An 18,038-nucleotide genomic window follows, 5' to 3' on the forward strand; every position below is an offset into this window, starting at 1 on the left:
TTGAAAGGACAGTATTACCCATTTATCGGCAAGTTTGATGGTTCTAATAATGGATGTTTCATTTTGCGCAAACCATCAATTCATTGGGAACGGAGGAAAGCTATTGTTAAAAGGTTCATTGAGCAAATGGGATGTTAAACCGTATCTCTATATTTTGCCCATGGTAGTCATTTTTGGTACGTTCAGCATTTATCCCATGCTGCGAACCGTATATTTATCCTTTATGGATACGAACGTCGATTTCACCCAAATGCAATTTATCGGTTTTGAAAACTATGACGCTATTAATGAGGATAGGAACTTCTGGCGCATTGTTGGGAACACCGGCATTTATGGGCTATCTCAGGTCACTCTCACCATAACACTGGGCTTATTATTTGCAGCGATAGCCAACAGCAAGCTCGTTAAATTCCGCACATTGTTCCGGATGTCGGCCTTCTACCCCTTTGTGTTGCCCATAGCGGTCGCTGCAATGGTGTGGATGTACATGTATCACCCTTACCGCGGCGCCATTAACCTGCTGCTGGATCAACGTATACCTTGGCTGGATAGCTTTGATTACGCTCTGCTGTCGCTTATCATCGTATCGGTATGGAAATCGCTTGGGTTCAGCTTTTTGCTAATTCTCGCGGGAATGCAGAATATTTCGCAAGATTATTATGAAGCTGCGGCACTTGAATCAAGCAACCGGGTCAAGCTCTATTTCCGGATCACGCTGCCCATGCTAATGCCCACACTGTTTGTGGTCTGTCTTCTGTCTATTACTAGCAGCTTTCAGTCGATGGATCTCGTCGCCATCATGACACAGGGGGGGCCGGGCAATTCTTCCAATGTGCTGATGTACTACATCTATCAGGAAGGTATTGTTAACAGACGCATTGGCTACGGCAGTGCGGTGAGCACGATGTTTCTCGCGGTATTGATTGCCTTTACCATCATTTATCTGCGGTATGGCGAGAGGAGCGTAAGTTATGAGCGTTGAAGCAGCAAAGCTTAGCCTGGACAAAAGCAACGCAGTCGCCAAACGCAAGAAAATTGTGTCTATGGTAGTTATTAACGCCATTATTGTAATGGCCAGTCTTATATTTCTGTTCCCTTTGGCATGGATTATCATCAGCAGCATGAAAGGTCAGTTGGACGTGCTGAAGAACCCGCTTGCCATCATCCCGTCGGAGTTCATGTTTGTGGAGAATATGAAAGAAGTGCTTCGTCGCGCGCCTTGGGGTGTTTTTTATAAAAATACCATCGTGGTGGCGCTGGGAATCCTGGTTGCCCAGCTTTGTATCGGCATTCCGGCTGCATACGCCTTCTCCAGCTTTAAGTTCAGGTTCAAGCATTTTTTCTTCCTGTTCGTTCTGGCGCGGCTGCTGGTTTCCGGAGAAAGCTTGTTGCTGCCCACTTACCTCATCATCAACGGGATGAACCTGTATAACACCCTGCTGGGCATCGCTCTCCCTAGCTTTGCCTCGGCTGTTTGTATCATTATATTCCGCGGTGCATTTCTGGAGATCCCCAAAGAGTTGAAAGACAGTGCCCGTATCGACGGCTGTGGCGATTTCAAATATATGCTGGTGGTTGGCATTCCTATGATCAAATCCCGCATCATCGCGTTTTCAATCACATCGCTGGTGTATCAATGGGACAGCTACTTCTGGCCCATGGTTATTACCGAATCGGTGGAGAAGCGCACCCTTGCCGTAGGCATGGCCTACTTTGGGACTCAGGCAGAAAGCGCCTCGGAATGGGGGCTGACCATGGCTGCGGCGATCTTGGTGATCATGCCCCTCTTGTTAGCCATGGTGTTTTTCCAGCGACAACTGGTGAATAGCTTCGTTACCTCGGGCATTAAGTAACCCCCTGCCACCTAGCACTAGCTCCGCAATGCTTTAACTTTGTATTATGCACGTTTGATGTGTGTGATAAAAAATTGAAATGGAGGAATTAATTTATCATGAAGAACAGGAACAGAAGCAACAATAGGTCCGCAATGCTTTGTACTGCGGTGTCCCTCATCCTCGTTTTCCTGGCGGGTTGCAGCGGCAATACGTCCACAACACCGGACGCTCAGTCGTCTGCCAGCACCGCCCCGCAAGCCTCCTCATCCGCTAGTAACGGAGAGGCGATTGAGTTGTCCTATTATTTCCCTATCCAGGCTTCGGGCCCCTTGGCCGTTGCAATGGAGAAGATTGTGAATGATTACAATGAGTCGCAATCCGACATCCACGTGAACTTCACCTTCACAGGCGATTACGCAGCAACGATGGAAAAAACGTTAACGGCCGTCAACGGCGGCAATGCCCCTCATGTAGTTCTCGCCAGTGATTCGCACAAGCTTCTCGAAATGGGCGCGTTGGTGAATATTAATGACATGATCGCCAAGGAACCTTCCAGTTTCAAGGACGATTATATACCGAATTTCTTCCCTGCTTTCGTCGATCCTACCAATAATAGTTTTCAGCACTCCATGCCGTACCAGATCAGCTCAAGCATTATGCTGTATAACAAAGAGGTTCTGGCGGACGCTGGCCTAGACCCTGAAAGCCCTCCAACTACATGGAGCGAATTAGAAACGGTTACCCAGGCTATCAAGGCCCATGATTCCAAGCTTATCCCGTTTGAGTTTATGGATGATGGGTGGATGGGTCAGGCTTTGGTCCGCTCCAACGGCGGCTACATCAATAAGGACTTGGATAACATGAACCTCGACAGTCCCGAACACATTGAACAAGTAGAGTTTTTCAAAGGACTGCAAGACGACGGATTGGTCAAAATGAACAAAAGCTACGGCGGCGTAGCTGAGAATTTCATAGCGGGGACTTCCGCTGTCATCCTAAACACCAGTGGCTCTTTGGGTAATATTGTGAACACTGCTGATTTCAACTTTGGCGTTGCTCCAGTTCCCGCTAAAGACGGCAAAGAATCGGTTAACGTCATGGGCGGCGGAGGCTTAATTATCCTGAACAAGCATCCTCAGGAAGAGATCAACGCCAGCTGGGAGTTCGTGAAATACTTGACCGGTCCGGAAGCTGCCGCGGAGTGGATGGCCGTCAGCGGGTATTTCGCAGTGAATAAATTAGCCTACGAAGAGCCTGTACTTAAGACCTTGTTCGAAGAGAAGCCCCAGTATGAGCAGTTATCAAAGCTCGCTCCAACCCTGGAGAAGGTTTATCGGGTCCGAAAAAATTCAAGTGAAATGAACACCCTGATCAATAACGTCTTTGATGAGATCTATCTGAACAACGCCGACATCGCCGCTGCGCTCCAACAGGCACAGAAAGATGCTCAAGCCTTATTGGCCGACTAAACATGAGACTGCATATTATTCGACATGGTGACCCTGATTACCTAAATGATGACTTGACAGACTTGGGCAAAATTGAAGCTCAGGCGCTGGCTGTGCGCATGGAGCGCCTGCCGCTGGTGCGCATCTTTTCGTCTCCTATGGGGCGGGCCCAGGCAACGGCTCGGTATACCGCCGAGATAAAAGGATTGCCAGTGCAAACCTTGGAATGGATAAGAGAGATGGGTGAATTAAAATCCAGCCCCCTCTCAAGCGCGCTGCCAGATCCGGTGGTGATTTGGAATCTGCCGGGACATCAGCTGCGCCGGGCCGAGGGAGTGAAAGATAACCAAGGGACTCACAGCGATCTGTTCCCCCAGCCCCAAACCGCAAACAGATTCCGGGAATTGCGCAACGGCTGGATCGAATGGCTGCGGCAGTCTCACATTCAGATGACCGACGAGGGCTGGACGACCGATATTCCGCACTTGGGCAACGATGTGGCGATATTCTGTCACCATGGGGCTGGACTGGCTCTGTTGTCGATGATCATGGATATACCGGTGGCAGCTCTCTGGCGCTCTGTATGGTTGCCGCCTACCTCAGTGTCCACGGTGCTCATGGAGCAGTATGATAAGCATCGGGTCAACCCGAGGCTGGTGTGTATCGGCGATACCTCGCACCTGTCTTCACAAGGGCTGAACACCAATACGAGCGGGCTGCTATACAATTTCCAATGACGGAACCCAGCCCCGGAAATCCGGGGCTGCGTTTTATCGTTGCAAGCGGCTCGGTCACACCCCAACGATCGGAGGAGCAATGCGATGAAACCATTCAGCTTTGGTCTTTTCGCAGACATACAATATGCAGACCGCCCCATGCGGATGGGACGGTATTACCGGAATGCTTTGGGAAAAACGCGACAATGTATTGACGCGTTTAACGCCATGTCAGTAGATTTTTGCATACATCTGGGAGACCTCATCGACTGGCCCGACCGGCCGGACAAAGGCCGAGAGGCATTGGCCGCCATCATGCCGGTCATGCGAGAATTTCGCGGTCCCATGTATTATTTACTGGGCAACCACGACGTAGACTCGGTGCCTAGCGCCGAACTGGCCGAGCTGTGGAAAATGCCGGGCGGACAAACCTGGTATTCCTTTGACCACAAAGGTGTGCATTTCATAGCGCTGGACTGCAACTTCAACGCCCAGGGCATGCACTACCGACCGGAAGCGACTCAATGGGACGAATGCTACGTGCCCCGTCCTCAACTGGACTGGCTTGAGGCCGATTTGGCGACAGCAAAGCCGAATATCGTGGTGTTGATGGTGCACGCCCTGCTGGATGACTTCGAGGACCCCCATGTCATCAGAAACGCTGCCGAGGTGCGCCGCATACTGGAAAACTGCAACAAACCCCTGGTCGTGCTTCAGGGACATATGCACTCCGGGCGTAAGAGCGTCAAGAACGGCATTGGTTATCACACTTTGCGGTCGGTGGTGGACGGGCGGACCCGCACCTGTTATTGGGTAGTTGAGGTGGGATCCAACGGCATAACCGCCTCCGTATATGACAGCACCCGAAACCAGGGCCGCCCTTCCCGGCGTGTATTGCTTGAGTTTTGAACAGAATCTGCCTCGAAATTACTTTGTGAGGAGGGGTTTATTATGAATAATAAGTTAATCTCCATTTTGCTCACGATGTTTTTGACTATATCTCTATTCCCGTCTATACCTGCATCTACGAAGGCTCTCGAATCTCAGGAAGGACAATTGCTGTACCAGGCCAATTTCAATGATCCGATCTGGGGATTTAAGAGTAAAGCCGACTTACGAACTCCTGATGTAGATGTTTCACAGGACGGTTCTGCGGTGACGATTACCGGCGCCGCTGGATCAGGCTATTTCTGGGGCGGTGAAATTCCGAATCTACCTCTCGCGAACAACAGCTATACAGTGGAGTTCTCGATAATCCGAAGTACAGATGAAGCTTCGGGAAGCGCGGGCGTCCATGCCTTTAACGATTCACAAAACCTGAACGGTAACGGCGCCTTATCTTATGGTTTTAGCACCTTCGGCTCCAGACAGATGTATGTGGCACGCTATCAAATTGGCAGTCGCGAACAGGGTCCTGAAGGGTATCGTTTCGTTACCTATCCCCCAAGGGATACTGTGATCGATCAGGATGGAAGAGCGACTCAATACTTTAAATATGAAGTGGATGGCGAAACAGGCGTCATCTCATGCTATATCAGATCGGGCGGCATTTATAAATTTGTCGGTGCCACTCCGGTTCTGGACTTCGGAACCGAGAATTTATCGATGATCCTGTTTACATTCGGCACCGACGTTTCCGTGAGCCTCAATGACGTAAAAGTATACGATGGCTTGTTGGTTCGCGGTGGACTAACGCCCGAGGCTAACGGCGAGCTGCTGCTTGAGCTGTCCGATTTAACGCAGCCTGCAACCGGAGCGCAGGGCACGATATATACGCCGGGTATCTCTCACCAATCCTCCGAGAACATGGCGACCTACTCTTATGACGCGCATGAAGGCGCGACGATATCGACATTGAATCAAAGCGTCGTAGGCCAAACGTTATACGGACACTATGTTGCAAACCAAGCTTTATACGGAGGCTATACTAACCTTTCCCTTAATTCCCGTTCCAAATATACTGTAACCTATCAAAATAAAATGCCTGTAGACGCGGGCACCGGACTTCGCATTAGCACCAACGGTTCATACATGAGCTCGGCCGGCTTTGAGGACAATCCCGAGGGCAAAGGGAACTTATTGTACGGCCAGAATCCTAACGGTTATTCGTCTTATGTCGAGTATTCCGACGCTATGAAGCAGAATGGCAGCATATATGTCGACAATGGCTACACGAATGTGGCTATCGAAATCGACGGTTATAAGATCACCGTTTACATCAACGGAGTTAATCTACTTAGTGGAGATGTGGGCAAACCGCTGCAGAGACATCTTGAATCCGGGTATACCAGCGATGTTCTTGCCTTAGCTATTCAAGATGTCTTTGCCGATGCCACGACTCCGAGTACAGTAAAGTCCGCCATTAAAAACATAAAGGTATACGCCGGTCATATTATGCAGGACAGCGTGGAAGAAGACGTATGGGACAGCGGAACTTCAGACTATACCATTAACGGCAATCCAATTACGGAGTATAAAATCGTCTACAACTCGAAGCTGGTTTATTCAAAGGAGTCGGCAATCAACGTGCGCGACATGCTCCTGAATAAAACAGGTGCCAATTTAGAGGTCGTTCCTGATACCATGCCTGAAAGCAACTATGAAATTTTAGTAGGCAGCACATCAAGACAGGCCAGCCGCGACGTTTACACGGAGTATGACAGGCCTAATGTCTACTATACCGTTAAGCCCGCCGGAGATAAGTTGCTGATCGTAAGCCAGGGCAAGATGTCGGGTGACAAGGCGGAAGATGCGTTCGAAGCGTATATAATGGGGCTGAGCGGCCTGGCGATAGGAAATGGCCTCAATCTGTCTGGCGATTGCAAGACGGAGGCGTTTGCATTGTCTCCCTTCGATACGGATCTGAAAGTCTTGCAGAGCAATATCTTCTTTCATTCTCCGGAATTCGTAAACGGCTATTCATTCCAGCAACGCGCTGAGCTTCAGGCGGATATTTACCTTGCGACTTTGCCGGACATAATTACCTTTAATGAATTCTTGAATGATATATCTTATCGAATTGTTGATCTAATTAAAGATTATTATACGATTGATAAAGCGCCTTTTGAGAACGCGTACGACTTATCGGCACTGAATGATCCGAGATTAGGGTCCTATCATGAGACTCCCATCGCATACCGTACCGACAAATATGAGGTCATAGACTCGGGTTATAGGCTTTACGACGGGGAACTGGTATACTTTCACCACCTTACATGGGGATTGTTCAGGGAACTGGCTACTGGCCACGTCTTCCTCGTCTCGAATAACCATTATGGCCCTCAGCACATGCCGGGAGGGAAATTTACTTTCTTTGCCGAGCAAACGATCAATAGAGTAAATGAATTGTTGGTGAAGTACGGAGAAATCCCTGTTATCCTTAGCGGAGACTGGTATTTCTGGAAACCGAATCAGCCCTATAACTTTGTCATTCAAAACGGTTATCTAGAGGCAACCGATAATGCTCAGGTCAAACATACCCCGGGGTATGGCACATACCAAACGATTGGAAGCGGACAAACAAACGGCGTCAATGAAGATTTGGTTTTCTATAGTCCAAACGGCCTGACTGCCCTGACTCATAGGGTATACGTAAACGATAGTTCAATCAACGCTTCCGATCATTATCCGGTAATTGTTGACTTAAAGTTCAATACTCATCAGATTTTCTACGATGTGGGCGTCGGCACAGGCGCGCCGGCGTCGCAGATGAAGGTGAGCGGCGTCGATCTGAATCTGTCACGGGAGATCCCGACCCGAGAGGGCTACTACTTTGACGGGTGGAATACCGACAGTACGGGAACGACCAGGGTCTATACTCCTAATCAGAGCTATACGGCAGACGCCAGTATTACCTTGTACGCGGTATGGAAGCCGATCGTTCCTGCGTCGGTAGCGGACGGCTACTATTTCATCACGAACAACACGGACGCAACCAATATCAGCATAGCCGATTCGAACAACGGCACGCAATTCAAAACCGCCGCGAAGGGAACGATCAGCTCCAAGGAGCAGATCTTCCTGTTCCAGCGGCAGAGCGACGGATCTTACAAAGTTACCAATTCCCTTACCGGAAAGGTCATGGAGAACAAGGACGGCGTCAATGCGCTGAGCAACCCGGTGGCCCAGAACGACAGCAACGATACCACGGCGCAGCGCTGGTGGATCGTCCAGAACGGCACGAAATACAACCTGATCAACGCAGGAAGCGGGATCTTCCTGGACATCAGTCACAGTTCAGTCTCGCCGGGAGCCAATCTGTTGATGTGGTTCAACTCCGGAAGCGTGAACGGCCTCAACTTCGCGTTGAATCCGGCAGGGTTGTCCGTACGGTACGATGCTAACGGCGGCTCGGGCGCGCCTATACCGCAGATGAAGGTTAGCGGCGTCGATCTGAATCTGTCACGGGAGATCCCGACCCGAGAGGGCTACTACTTTGACGGGTGGGATATAGACAGCGCGGGAACGACCAGGGTCTATACTCCTAATCAGAGCTATACGGCAGACGCCAGTATTACCTTGTACGCGGTATGGAAGCCGATCGTTCCTGCGTCGGTAGCGGACGGCTACTATTTCATCACGAACAACACGGACGCAACCAATATCAGCATAGCCGATTCGAACAACGGCACGCAATTCAAAACCGCCGCAAAGGGAACGATCAGTTCCAAGGAGCAGATCTTCCTGTTCCAGCGGCAGAGCGACGGATCTTATAAGATTACGAATTCCCTTACCGGAAAGGTGATGGAAAACAAAGATGGCGTCAATGTTTTGGCTAATCCGGTAGCCCAGAACGAAAGCAACGACACCGCAGCTCAGCAATGGTGGATCGTCCAAAACGGCACGAAATACAACCTGATTAACGCAGGAAGCGGGATCTTCCTGGACATCAGTCACAGTTCAGTCTCGCCGGGGGCCAATCTGTTGATGTGGTTCAACTCCGGAAGCGCGAACGGCCTCAACTTCGCGTTGAATCCGGCAGGGTTGTCCGTACGGTACGATGCTAACGGCGGCACAGGCGCACCTATACCGCAGATGAAGGTGAGCGGCGTCGATCTGAATCTGTCACGGGAGATCCCGACCCGAGAGGGCTACTACTTTGACGGGTGGGATACCGACAGTGCGGGAACGACCAGGGTGTATACTCCTAATCAGAGCTATACGGCAGACGTTAGTATTACCTTGTACGCGGTATGGAAGCCGATCGTTCCTGCCGCGGTAGAGGACGGCTACTATTTCATTACGAACAACACGGACGCAACCAATATCAGTATCGCCGACTCGAACAACGGCACGCAGTTCAAAACCGCCGCGAAGGGAACACTGAGCTCCAAGGAGCAGATCTTCCTGTTCCAGCGGCAGAGCGACGGAACTTATAAGATCACGAATTCCCTCACCGGAAAGGTGATGGAAAACAAGAACGACGTCAATGTGCTGAGCAACCCGGTGGCCCAGAACGACAGCAACGATACCACGGCGCAGCGCTGGTGGATCGTCCAGAACGGCACGAAATACAACCTGATTAACGCAGGAAGCGGCATATTCTTGGACATCAGCCACAGTTCAGTCTCGCTGGGAGCCAATCTGTTGATGTGGTTCAACTCCGGTAGTGCAAACGGCCTCAACTTCAGCTTGAATCCGGCGGGATTGTCCATACGCTATGACGTTGGCGGCGGCATGGGCGCGCCTGTACCGCAGATGAAGGTTAGCGGCGTCAATCTGAATCTGTCTAAGGAGATCCCGACCCGAAAAGGCTACTACTTTAACGGGTGGGATACCGACAGCGCAGGAACGACTAGGGTATACACTCCGAATCAGAGCTATACCGCAAACTCCAGCATCACCTTATACGCGGTATGGAGGCCGATCGTTCCCGTGAAAATACTGGACGCCTATTACTTCATCACGAACAACACAAACGCAACCAATATCAGCATCTCTGACTCGAACAACGGCACGCAGTTCAAAACCGCTACGAAGGGAACGAACAGATCCAAGGAGCAGATCTTCCTGTTCCAGCGGCAGAGCGACGGATCTTACAAAATAACCAACTACCTTACCGGAAAGGTCATGGAGAATAAGAACGGCGTCAATGTTCTAAGCAACCCGGTAGCACAGAAAGATAGCAACGATACCCCGGCCCAGCGCTGGTGGATCGTCCAGAACGGCACGAAATACAACCTGATCAACGCAGGAAGCGGGATATTCCTGGACATCAGTCACAGTTCAGTCTCGCCGGGAGCCAATCTGTTGATGTGGTTCAATTCCGGAAGCGCGAACGGCCTCAACTTTAGCTTAAATCGCGTTAAGTCTTAGTAGGGAAGCCTACTCAATACACCCATAGGAGACCAACTGCTCAGCAGGTGGTCTTCCTCTTTCCGTCACCGAGCGCGATAAGCCTTCGAATATTCCTTCACGAGTTATGCCCCGCCCTGCCGCTTCCACCGATCGACTTCTTTGTTTCACCCAGCTACATCAAGGCTTATTTGCCCATTTCAAGCTGCAAAAGTTAAGATCCTAAGATTTTGTTGGTTCGAAAACTTGTTCCCGTTTAGCAGAGCTTATTTCTATGCCAAGGACAAAAAGAAGGGGTGCCCCCCATCAGCTTATGGCTTATGGGACACCCCTTGCAACATTCATTTTTTTATTATTCATCTTTATTTAAGCTTGCTTAAATTTGCAATCTGCGACAACAGAGACCTCGAATGTACGATTCCAAGGCAAGCGGACATCCTTCATATGGAAATCTGCAACGCCGATGCCGTCCCTGTTCGTGCGGTTTATTTGCTGCAACAGCACTGTTCTTACCTGTTCGAATTTCTCCTTCATAAGCAACTGGACCTTCTCATTCACGATAAGGTATTGATTCTCCAAATGGTTCGGATTCAATCCAAGCTCCGTATCGATCCACTTGTTAATTTCCCCTCGCACCTGTGCCTGGTAAGCCCATTCATCGAGCAGCCGTTCCAACATAAAGGTGTAATGATATGGAGCGGACTTATGAGCTAAGGCTGAATCCTGCATGCCAAGCCAGCGGGCAGCCGCATGACCGAGCACAGTGCCCAGCGTATTGCCGGCTGTATTCCATCCGGCATAAGCGATAAGCTCCAGATACAAGCCTTCCTCCAAAACATATTGCACAAGCTCCAGGTCGGAAGCATTACAGATGGCCACATCCGCAACAGCGACGTTCCTGCCCCTCGAAATCTCGTGCTTGATCCCCTGCACGATGTCCCAGTAGTTATGGCGCGAGTTGAAATATGCCTTGGTATCCTGAGGTCGATCATCGGGTTCCGGCGTGTTGACAATAAGCACAATATCCGCCTCGTCAGGATGATCCACACGCACAGCTCCGGAAGCTAAAATATGGCAGTTCACCGTCTCTTCAACAGGACGATCCTCAAAGTCCGCTACCGCAAGCTTGCCGGCTGTCGACGAATACCTGGGATAAATTCGCGCCTGCTTGCCTTCAAGCTCCTGAATCATGCGAATGAGCAAGGTCTGAACGGCTTCATCCGCCCCGGGATACACCATCGCTTTATGCTGGATTCTGCTCGTATAAATCTGTTCCATCAGCAGCTTCTGCTCAGACAGGTGCATGCCTATAGGGCTCGCGTCCTCCTGGGTAATGACCGCATAATCAACAATGCCCTGTGCGCACCAATCGAGAATCAGCTTGTTCATCTCGTGGTTCCGTTTGCGCGCCTCCAAGTACTCCTGCAGAATATGTGCCGGTATACACTCGCGCAACTGCTCCAGCTCTTCCCGCAGCTCTGACTCTCCCAACCGATGAACCTTGTCATAAAGCTGCGAATACTTGAAGATCATCATGCCGTATTCCAGAAACTCTTTATTCTTATACGTAATGGACAATCGCATCAGCACACTCGCTGCCGCAATTTTCAGGTTCGGGTACTCGCGTTTGATTTCCGGGATGATGCTTAGTAATTCCTTGCATTGCTCCAATGTTCGATCCATTGCTCGGGATGCGATCAATCCGCCATAGGCGAGTTGGTCAATGGAGAGTACGAGACATGAAACGGAGCCGGCTTGCTTGCGGATCCACTCTTTCGACCGCTCACTGTCACCGGCATCCATAAAGTTGCCAAGCGCTTCAATTGGAGGATGGATAATGTCATATCCGGCGATTGCTCCAATCCGCTTCGGAAATTGAAAGCAGCAAGCTCGGTTATCCAGCGGTATCACGCCAATTGTTCGGTTGTTCATGCTACCGCTCCCCCTCCAATTGCTCTTCTATCCCCGCAAGAAGCTCCTTAAATCGCTTCGTGGCGCGATAGATCGACTCAGGCTCTTTGCCAGTGACAATCGCTCCAATCATGATGCCTCGAATCCCGGTTCGCACCAACGCTTCCAGATCGCATTCACGAACAAGCTTCTGCGTTGGGACAACGACGGGCTTGTCAACCGCTTGCGCCAACAACCTGTAAGCAGCCAAATCCTGAGCCGTCAGAAGCGAGCCGTAGCTTTCGGGCGGCATAATCGATGCCTCCAGTATATCAACTCCGATAGAAGACAGTGCAGAGGTTTGATCCAAGCCATATTGGTTGCTCACCGCTATCATTCTGGACAATCTGGAATCGTTCATTAGCCAAGCCGGCGTATGATGCGTATATAGGGAGAAGAAGTCAAATTGCAAATTAGCCAGACTTTCAATCAGTTCCTCGTTGACCTTCTCAGCAGAATCACCGGGCACTATGCCCAGTGGAACTTTGCGCTCTGAGGCGATCTGCTCAAGAAATGGCAGATTCTCCTCCAACGTTCCGAAGCGGCTGCCGCTGGCCCGGTGCTCCACGTTGATATGCACCTTAATGACATCGGCGCCGCCATGCAACGCCGCTTCATACATGTCAATTTGATTCGCAGGCAAACTCACAAAGAGTGAAATCTTTTGCTTCAGAAGCTCTGTTGCCTTTCTCATTACCGAGTCCCCCTAGCTTGTAAAATATCCAATGTCCCTTCATGGTACATCCAGCGCGGCCGAAGACATAGGGGAGGTCGATGAGATGTTTTGGTAGATCGATGACTTTATAAAATCAAGAAGATTTATACAGTGCAAATGCAGCGTTGAGATGCTACCATAAAGAGGCCTTATTTCATTATTTGATATAGGAGAGACATTCTATGCATCGCATGCCGTTTAGCAGTACGTTGACCATTGGATTTATGTTATTCGCCTTGTTCTTCGGAGCGGGAAATCTCGTATTCCCGGCCATGATGGGTCAGTTCGCAGGGAATCAATTATGGCAAGCCAATCTGGGCTTCCTGATTACGGGCGTTGGGCTGCCCTTGCTCGGCACGTTGGCACTCGGGTTTTCCGGTCTGAAAAATTTGCTCGCATTGACCAATCGCGTGCATCCCTGGTTTGCCTTAGGCTACACAACGTTGCTTTACTTAACGATTGGACCGTTGTTTGCCATGCCGAGAACCGGCAGTATATCATACGAAATAGGTTTTAAGCCTTATATCGGATCTGAGCATAGCTCTCTAGGAATGGCCATTTTTACCGTATTATTCTTCGGAGTGACCTTGCTCTTCTCCATTAACCCGGCAAGAATGGTTGACATTGTAGGCAAGATACTGACACCTATCTTGATTACATGCATCACAATACTAGCTATTGCATCCTTTACGCTGCCTATGGGAGAGTTGCAACAACCGGAGTCCGGTTATGCTTCACAAGCTTTTTTCAAAGGGTTTCAAGAGGGATATTTGACGATGGATGCGCTTGCGGCATTGGTATTCGGCATTCTCGTCATCAACACGATTCAGGCTAAGGGAGTTACTGAGCGTAAAAGCATTCTGTCCGTCTGCTTCCGAGCAACGCTGATTGCAGCGTCCATGCTCGCCGTCATTTACACATCTCTGGCTCATATGGGCGCTACCAGTGTATCCGTCTTTGGTGTGCTAGCCAATGGCGGCGAGGTGCTCAACTTGGTGACCAGCCATTATTTCGGCACATTCGGAGGATTCGTACTCGGCATCATCGTGCTGCTTGCCTGTCTGACTACAAGCATTGGCCTGACCACCGCTTGCAGCAGCTATTTTCAGACGATCATTCCAGCCTTGTCGTATAGGCAACTCTGCATCGGCTTGACTGTTGTAAGCGCCCTGCTCGCCAATATTGGACTAGAGCAATTAATTCAGTTTTCCGTGCCTGTTTTGTCGATCTTATATCCGCTCGCTATCGTGCTTATCTTGCTTACATTCCTTCATCATTTGTTTCAGGGCAAGCGTGCAGTATACATGGTTAGCCTGCTGCTTACGTTCCTGATCAGTCTCGTCGACGGCCTTGAAGATACGCCGCTTGACATCGTGCAGCTGAGCGACTGGTTTAACCTGTACTTGCCCCTGTATGATCTCGGATTGGGCTGGTTGATTCCAGCGTGCGCGGGAGGGTTGATAGGACTTCTGCTGCCGGAGCATTCAAGTATGGGGCCGGGAAGAAAAAAAGTATAAGGAGATCCGCTAGATCTCCCTATACTTAGCCTGTCGATAGAAATAGCTGAAACATTTTCTTGTGATATATAAGAGAAAATCTCATCCATATCATCAACCGCTGCCGAAGAATATTTAATATTAATCTTTTGCGGCATCGATTTTCCTCCGAATTCTATCCATCACTGCATTATGATCAAGTAATTCTGCACCTTCAGCAATCTGTTTTTCCGCGATCAATAGTTTGGATTGCACACATCATCTGAACCGTCAGCAGCAATAGCAGAAGCGTCAGCCGCCTAACTTCACATTAGTCGTCTGCGAGCCGCGCCCCGCTCTCGACATCGCCAGGAACAGGCTGAACAGCAACACGACTGCGCCCAACAAGTAAGGGCCGTTCAAGTGCAGATTGTACAGCGTACCTGCCGCAGCTGGTCCGAATATATTGCCCAAGCTCATATAGGCGTTGTTCATGCCGGCCACGAAGCCTTGCTCGTTGCCCGCCGACTTCGACAGAAGTGTATTGATCGCCGGCCGCATGATGGAAGTGAGCGTCAGGAAGAACGTCGTCAGAAGCAGTACGTAGTAGAAGTTGCCCGACAGAAGCATCAGCACCAGCGTTACGGCCGACAACAGCAGCGTCGCTTTGATCAGCAGCTGCTCTCCGAAGCGGTCAATCAGCTTGCCCATATAGAACAGCTGAATCAATGTACCCGCGCCTGCTCCGATCGTAATAATAAGTGAAATCTCGCGAACCGTATAGCTGTACTTCTCATCGACGAACATCGGGAAGATCGCCTCGAAGTTCAGCAGGCCGAAGTTCAGCGTGAATACCAGCACGAGCAGAATAAAGTATTGTGCCTTGAAGGACTTGGCGATCTGCACCCAGATGAAATCTCGCTTCACTGTTGACGCTCTGGCCGCTAGTCTGGATTCCATTGGCAGCGACTCCGGCACGAAGAACATTGTGCACAGCACGGCGAACACGCCGACACTCGCCGACACATAGAACGGCGCGCGCAAGCCGAGCTCCGCCAGGAAGCCGCCCGCTCCAGGACCTATAACGAAGCCGAAGGACATAGCTGCGCCGATCCGGCCTAGCCCCTTGCCCCGATTCTCCTCCGTCGTAATATCCGCAACATACGCCAGCATAGATGGAATCATCGCCGCCGCTCCTACGCCCCCGACGAAGCGCGAGACGTAGAGCATGGCAATGTGATCAGCAGTGGCAAATATAAGATTGGATATCGTGAACAGAGCAAGCCCTGTCACAATCATCCATTTGCGTCCGTACTTGTCGGACATCTCCCCGAAGATGGGCGAGCATAGGAATTGCGTGATGCCGAATGCGGCGATCAAATAACCCGCTGTCGAACCTCCTGCGCCGAATTCACGCAAGTATTCCGGCAATACGGGAATAATAAGGCCGATGCCCAGCATGGCAATGAACATGTTGAGCATTAGCAGCGGCATCCGGCCGCCGCCTGTGTGTTGTTGTGACATTGGTTGTCTCACCCTACCCTAGATTTAATCTATCTTTGTTTGTATTGATCTCGACCTATCCATCCATATGCCCATTATGCAGCTTGATTGACCTGCAGCTTAAAGTCCCGCAATGATCTCATAGGACTTCAGCCGCGCAGTATGATCGTATATATGCGACGATATCATCAGCTCATCCGCTCCCGTCGCTTCAATGTAGCGGATGATCTTCCCCTTCAGTGTGGCCGGACTACCCGTAATCGTTCCGCCGAGCTGCTGCTGTAGCGCATGACGCTCCTGCGGCGTCCATAACGCATCCATGCTGCGCACTGGCGGCGGCAGAGGCTGCGGATTGTTGCGAATGAGCCACAGGAATGCCTGCTGCAGCGACGTAGACAAGTATTCCGCTTCCTCATCCGTATCGGCCGCGACAATATTGACGGCCACCATGCCGTACGGCCGCTCCAGCTCCGATGACGGCTGGAAGCTGCTGCGGTACAGATTCATCGCTGGCACGGTGAACATCGGCGAGAAGTGTCCCGCGAAGGCGAACGGCATGCCCCGCTTCGCAGCGAGCAGCGCGCTGAAATCGCTGGACCCCAGCAGCCAGATCGGGACATCGGCCCCTTCGCCTGGAATCGCTCTTACAGGCGGCTTCGCTGCTGCTCCCTCTGGATTCATGTAAGCCTGCAGTTCCTCCAGAAGCTCGGGGAAGTTGTGCCCCGATCCGCCGCGCTCGCCGCGCAGCGCCTTCGCCGTCAAGCCGTCCGTCCCTGGCGCCCGGCCCAATCCCAGATCGATCCGGCCGGGATAGAGCGCGTCCAGCGTGCCGAATTGCTCTGCGATGACAAGCGGGGCGTGATTCGGCAGCATAATCCCGCCGGAGCCTACGCGAAGCGTCGACGTTCCCGCCGCCACATGACTGATGACAAGCGATGTCGCGGAGCTCGCTACGCTGGGCGTGTTATGATGCTCCGCCAGCCAATAGCGGCGATACCCCCATTGCTCCGCATGCTGTGCCAGATCCAGCGTATTCCGCAAGGACTGCGTCACAGTGCCGCCCGCCAGTATCGGCGACAGGTCAAGTACGGATAACGGGATGCCGAACGAGGCATTGCGCCGATCCGCTTCATCAATAATTCCTTTATTACTCAAGTCTACCACCTGCTTTATCTCTTCAGATTGCTCCACTATGGGTACTGTAATCTTATTCTATACAGTTACCTCTAGTCAATGGCTATACTTGTTCTTTACCATAACTACAATTGAAGCCAGCAGCACGCCTAGCACACAGCCGGATATGATGGCAACGACGAAGATGCCGATCACATTCGAGCTGGAAGTGACAAGCAGCTTGCCCATCACCGTTGCGACAGTCGTTGCAGCAACTATTCCCCAGTAAAACAGCTTATTTCGTGCAGAGGGAGCAGAGGTCTCTGAATGTTTGGCAGGCATCCGCTTCAAGAGCCGGAATACAACAAGCAGCCCTGTGGACAAGCCAATCAACGACAGGCCGTGCTGCAATATTTTATAGGCGGGAAGCTCCAACAGCAGGGGCTGCTGCAACATCGACAATCGCTGGACATAGGCACCTGTCGCATGCGTAAAGCCGTCGATGAATACATGCGAATAGAAGCCGATCGCTACAGATACTGCGAAGACAAGCCAATCCCGCCACGAATCGAATCGCCACGGATAAGCTTGCGCAAGCGTCTTCGCTCGGGCGCTCCACCCCCGACATGACGGCAGATGCTCGATGAGCGCATTCTTCACGATGCAATGGAACATGAATGCCAGCAGCAGACTCAGCGGCAGAGCTTGCTGCAGCAGCCCGGTGGCAGTATGCCCTATCGTCTGGTGAGGCTCCAGTGCAATGAAGTACTCAAAGTCCGGCGACATGCTTCCCAGCACAAGGCCGGTCAGGCTGAACATCCGCGGTGCAATCCGCTTCAGCGGAGCGGCATAGAGTGGATGAGCAAATGTAAAGGGCATAAATTTTCTCCTATCCCATACTTACAGCATAAGCGTCATAAATAGCAACCTTATTTAGACGCAGATAAGAGAAGAATGGTTTCACTTTATGTGAAAGATCTGTTTTGTAT

Annotated in this window: 12 protein-coding genes; 7 read left to right on the plus strand and 5 right to left on the minus strand. The window is 51.0% G+C overall.

All coding sequences use genetic code 11. The features are described 5' to 3' along the window. The first annotated feature begins 49 nt into the window (after nucleotides 1–49). The 6 genes from ACFQ2I_RS13905 to ACFQ2I_RS13930 all read left to right on the plus strand — a co-directional run bounded on the left by ACFQ2I_RS13905 (nucleotide 50) and on the right by ACFQ2I_RS13930 (nucleotide 10,314). Nucleotides 50–982, plus strand: a complete 933-nt coding sequence (locus ACFQ2I_RS13905; RefSeq protein WP_377564991.1) for a carbohydrate ABC transporter permease — start codon at nucleotides 50–52, stop codon at nucleotides 980–982. Beyond that, complete coding sequence (locus tag ACFQ2I_RS13910; RefSeq protein ID WP_377564992.1) at nucleotides 972–1,853, plus strand: carbohydrate ABC transporter permease; 882 nt, start codon at nucleotides 972–974, stop codon at nucleotides 1,851–1,853. The genes ACFQ2I_RS13905 and ACFQ2I_RS13910 overlap by 11 nt, the downstream gene beginning before the upstream one ends. Nucleotides 1,854–1,951: 98 nt before the next feature. Continuing rightward, the gene (locus tag ACFQ2I_RS13915) at nucleotides 1,952–3,304 is read left to right on the plus strand and encodes an ABC transporter substrate-binding protein (protein WP_377564993.1); all 1,353 of its coding nucleotides are present in this window, start codon (nucleotides 1,952–1,954) and stop codon (nucleotides 3,302–3,304) included. Nucleotides 3,305–3,306: 2 nt separating this feature from the next. Then, nucleotides 3,307–4,020, plus strand: coding sequence for a histidine phosphatase family protein (locus tag ACFQ2I_RS13920; RefSeq protein ID WP_377564994.1), 714 nt, complete (start codon nucleotides 3,307–3,309; stop codon nucleotides 4,018–4,020). Between the two features lie 84 nt (nucleotides 4,021–4,104). After that, nucleotides 4,105–4,908, plus strand: coding sequence for a metallophosphoesterase family protein (locus tag ACFQ2I_RS13925; protein WP_377564995.1), 804 nt, complete (start codon nucleotides 4,105–4,107; stop codon nucleotides 4,906–4,908). A gap of 42 nt (nucleotides 4,909–4,950) precedes the next feature. Next, nucleotides 4,951–10,314: an RICIN domain-containing protein gene (locus ACFQ2I_RS13930; RefSeq protein WP_377564996.1), complete on the plus strand. Its 5,364-nt coding sequence runs from the start codon at nucleotides 4,951–4,953 to the stop codon at nucleotides 10,312–10,314. 345 nt (nucleotides 10,315–10,659) lie between these two features. On the opposite strand, the gene ACFQ2I_RS13935 is transcribed toward ACFQ2I_RS13930, so the two are convergent. After that, on the minus strand, nucleotides 10,660–12,225 hold the full coding sequence (locus ACFQ2I_RS13935; RefSeq protein ID WP_377564998.1) for a DUF4127 family protein: 1,566 nt from the start codon (nucleotides 12,223–12,225) through the stop codon (nucleotides 10,660–10,662). Nucleotide 12,226: 1 nt separating this feature from the next. Beyond that, nucleotides 12,227–12,937 carry a hypothetical protein gene (locus tag ACFQ2I_RS13940; protein WP_377564999.1) on the minus strand — a complete coding sequence of 237 codons (711 nt, stop codon included), beginning with the start codon at nucleotides 12,935–12,937 and terminating at the stop codon, nucleotides 12,227–12,229. Nucleotides 12,938–13,140: 203 nt separating this feature from the next. On the opposite strand from ACFQ2I_RS13940, the gene brnQ reads away from it, so the two are divergent. Next, on the plus strand, nucleotides 13,141–14,475 hold the full coding sequence (gene brnQ / locus ACFQ2I_RS13945; RefSeq protein ID WP_377565000.1) for a branched-chain amino acid transport system II carrier protein: 1,335 nt from the start codon (nucleotides 13,141–13,143) through the stop codon (nucleotides 14,473–14,475). Nucleotides 14,476–14,745: 270 nt separating this feature from the next. Here brnQ and ACFQ2I_RS13950 read toward each other — a convergent pair whose 3' ends face one another. From ACFQ2I_RS13950 to ACFQ2I_RS13960, 3 genes are all read right to left on the minus strand, one after another. Continuing rightward, the gene (locus tag ACFQ2I_RS13950; RefSeq protein WP_377565001.1) at nucleotides 14,746–15,957 is read right to left on the minus strand and encodes an MFS transporter; all 1,212 of its coding nucleotides are present in this window, start codon (nucleotides 15,955–15,957) and stop codon (nucleotides 14,746–14,748) included. Between the two features lie 99 nt (nucleotides 15,958–16,056). Next, entirely contained in the window at nucleotides 16,057–17,091 is a 1,035-nt protein-coding gene (locus ACFQ2I_RS13955) for an LLM class flavin-dependent oxidoreductase (RefSeq protein ID WP_377565003.1), read from the minus strand. 75 nt (nucleotides 17,092–17,166) lie between these two features. Next, nucleotides 17,167–17,928, minus strand: a complete 762-nt coding sequence (locus ACFQ2I_RS13960) for a DUF4184 family protein (RefSeq protein ID WP_377565004.1) — start codon at nucleotides 17,926–17,928, stop codon at nucleotides 17,167–17,169. Between the last annotated feature and the right edge of the window lie 110 nt (nucleotides 17,929–18,038).

The sequence above is a fragment of the Paenibacillus chungangensis genome (genome assembly GCF_042675905.1).
In the GTDB taxonomy this organism is placed as follows: domain Bacteria; phylum Bacillota; class Bacilli; order Paenibacillales; family Paenibacillaceae; genus Pristimantibacillus; species Pristimantibacillus chungangensis.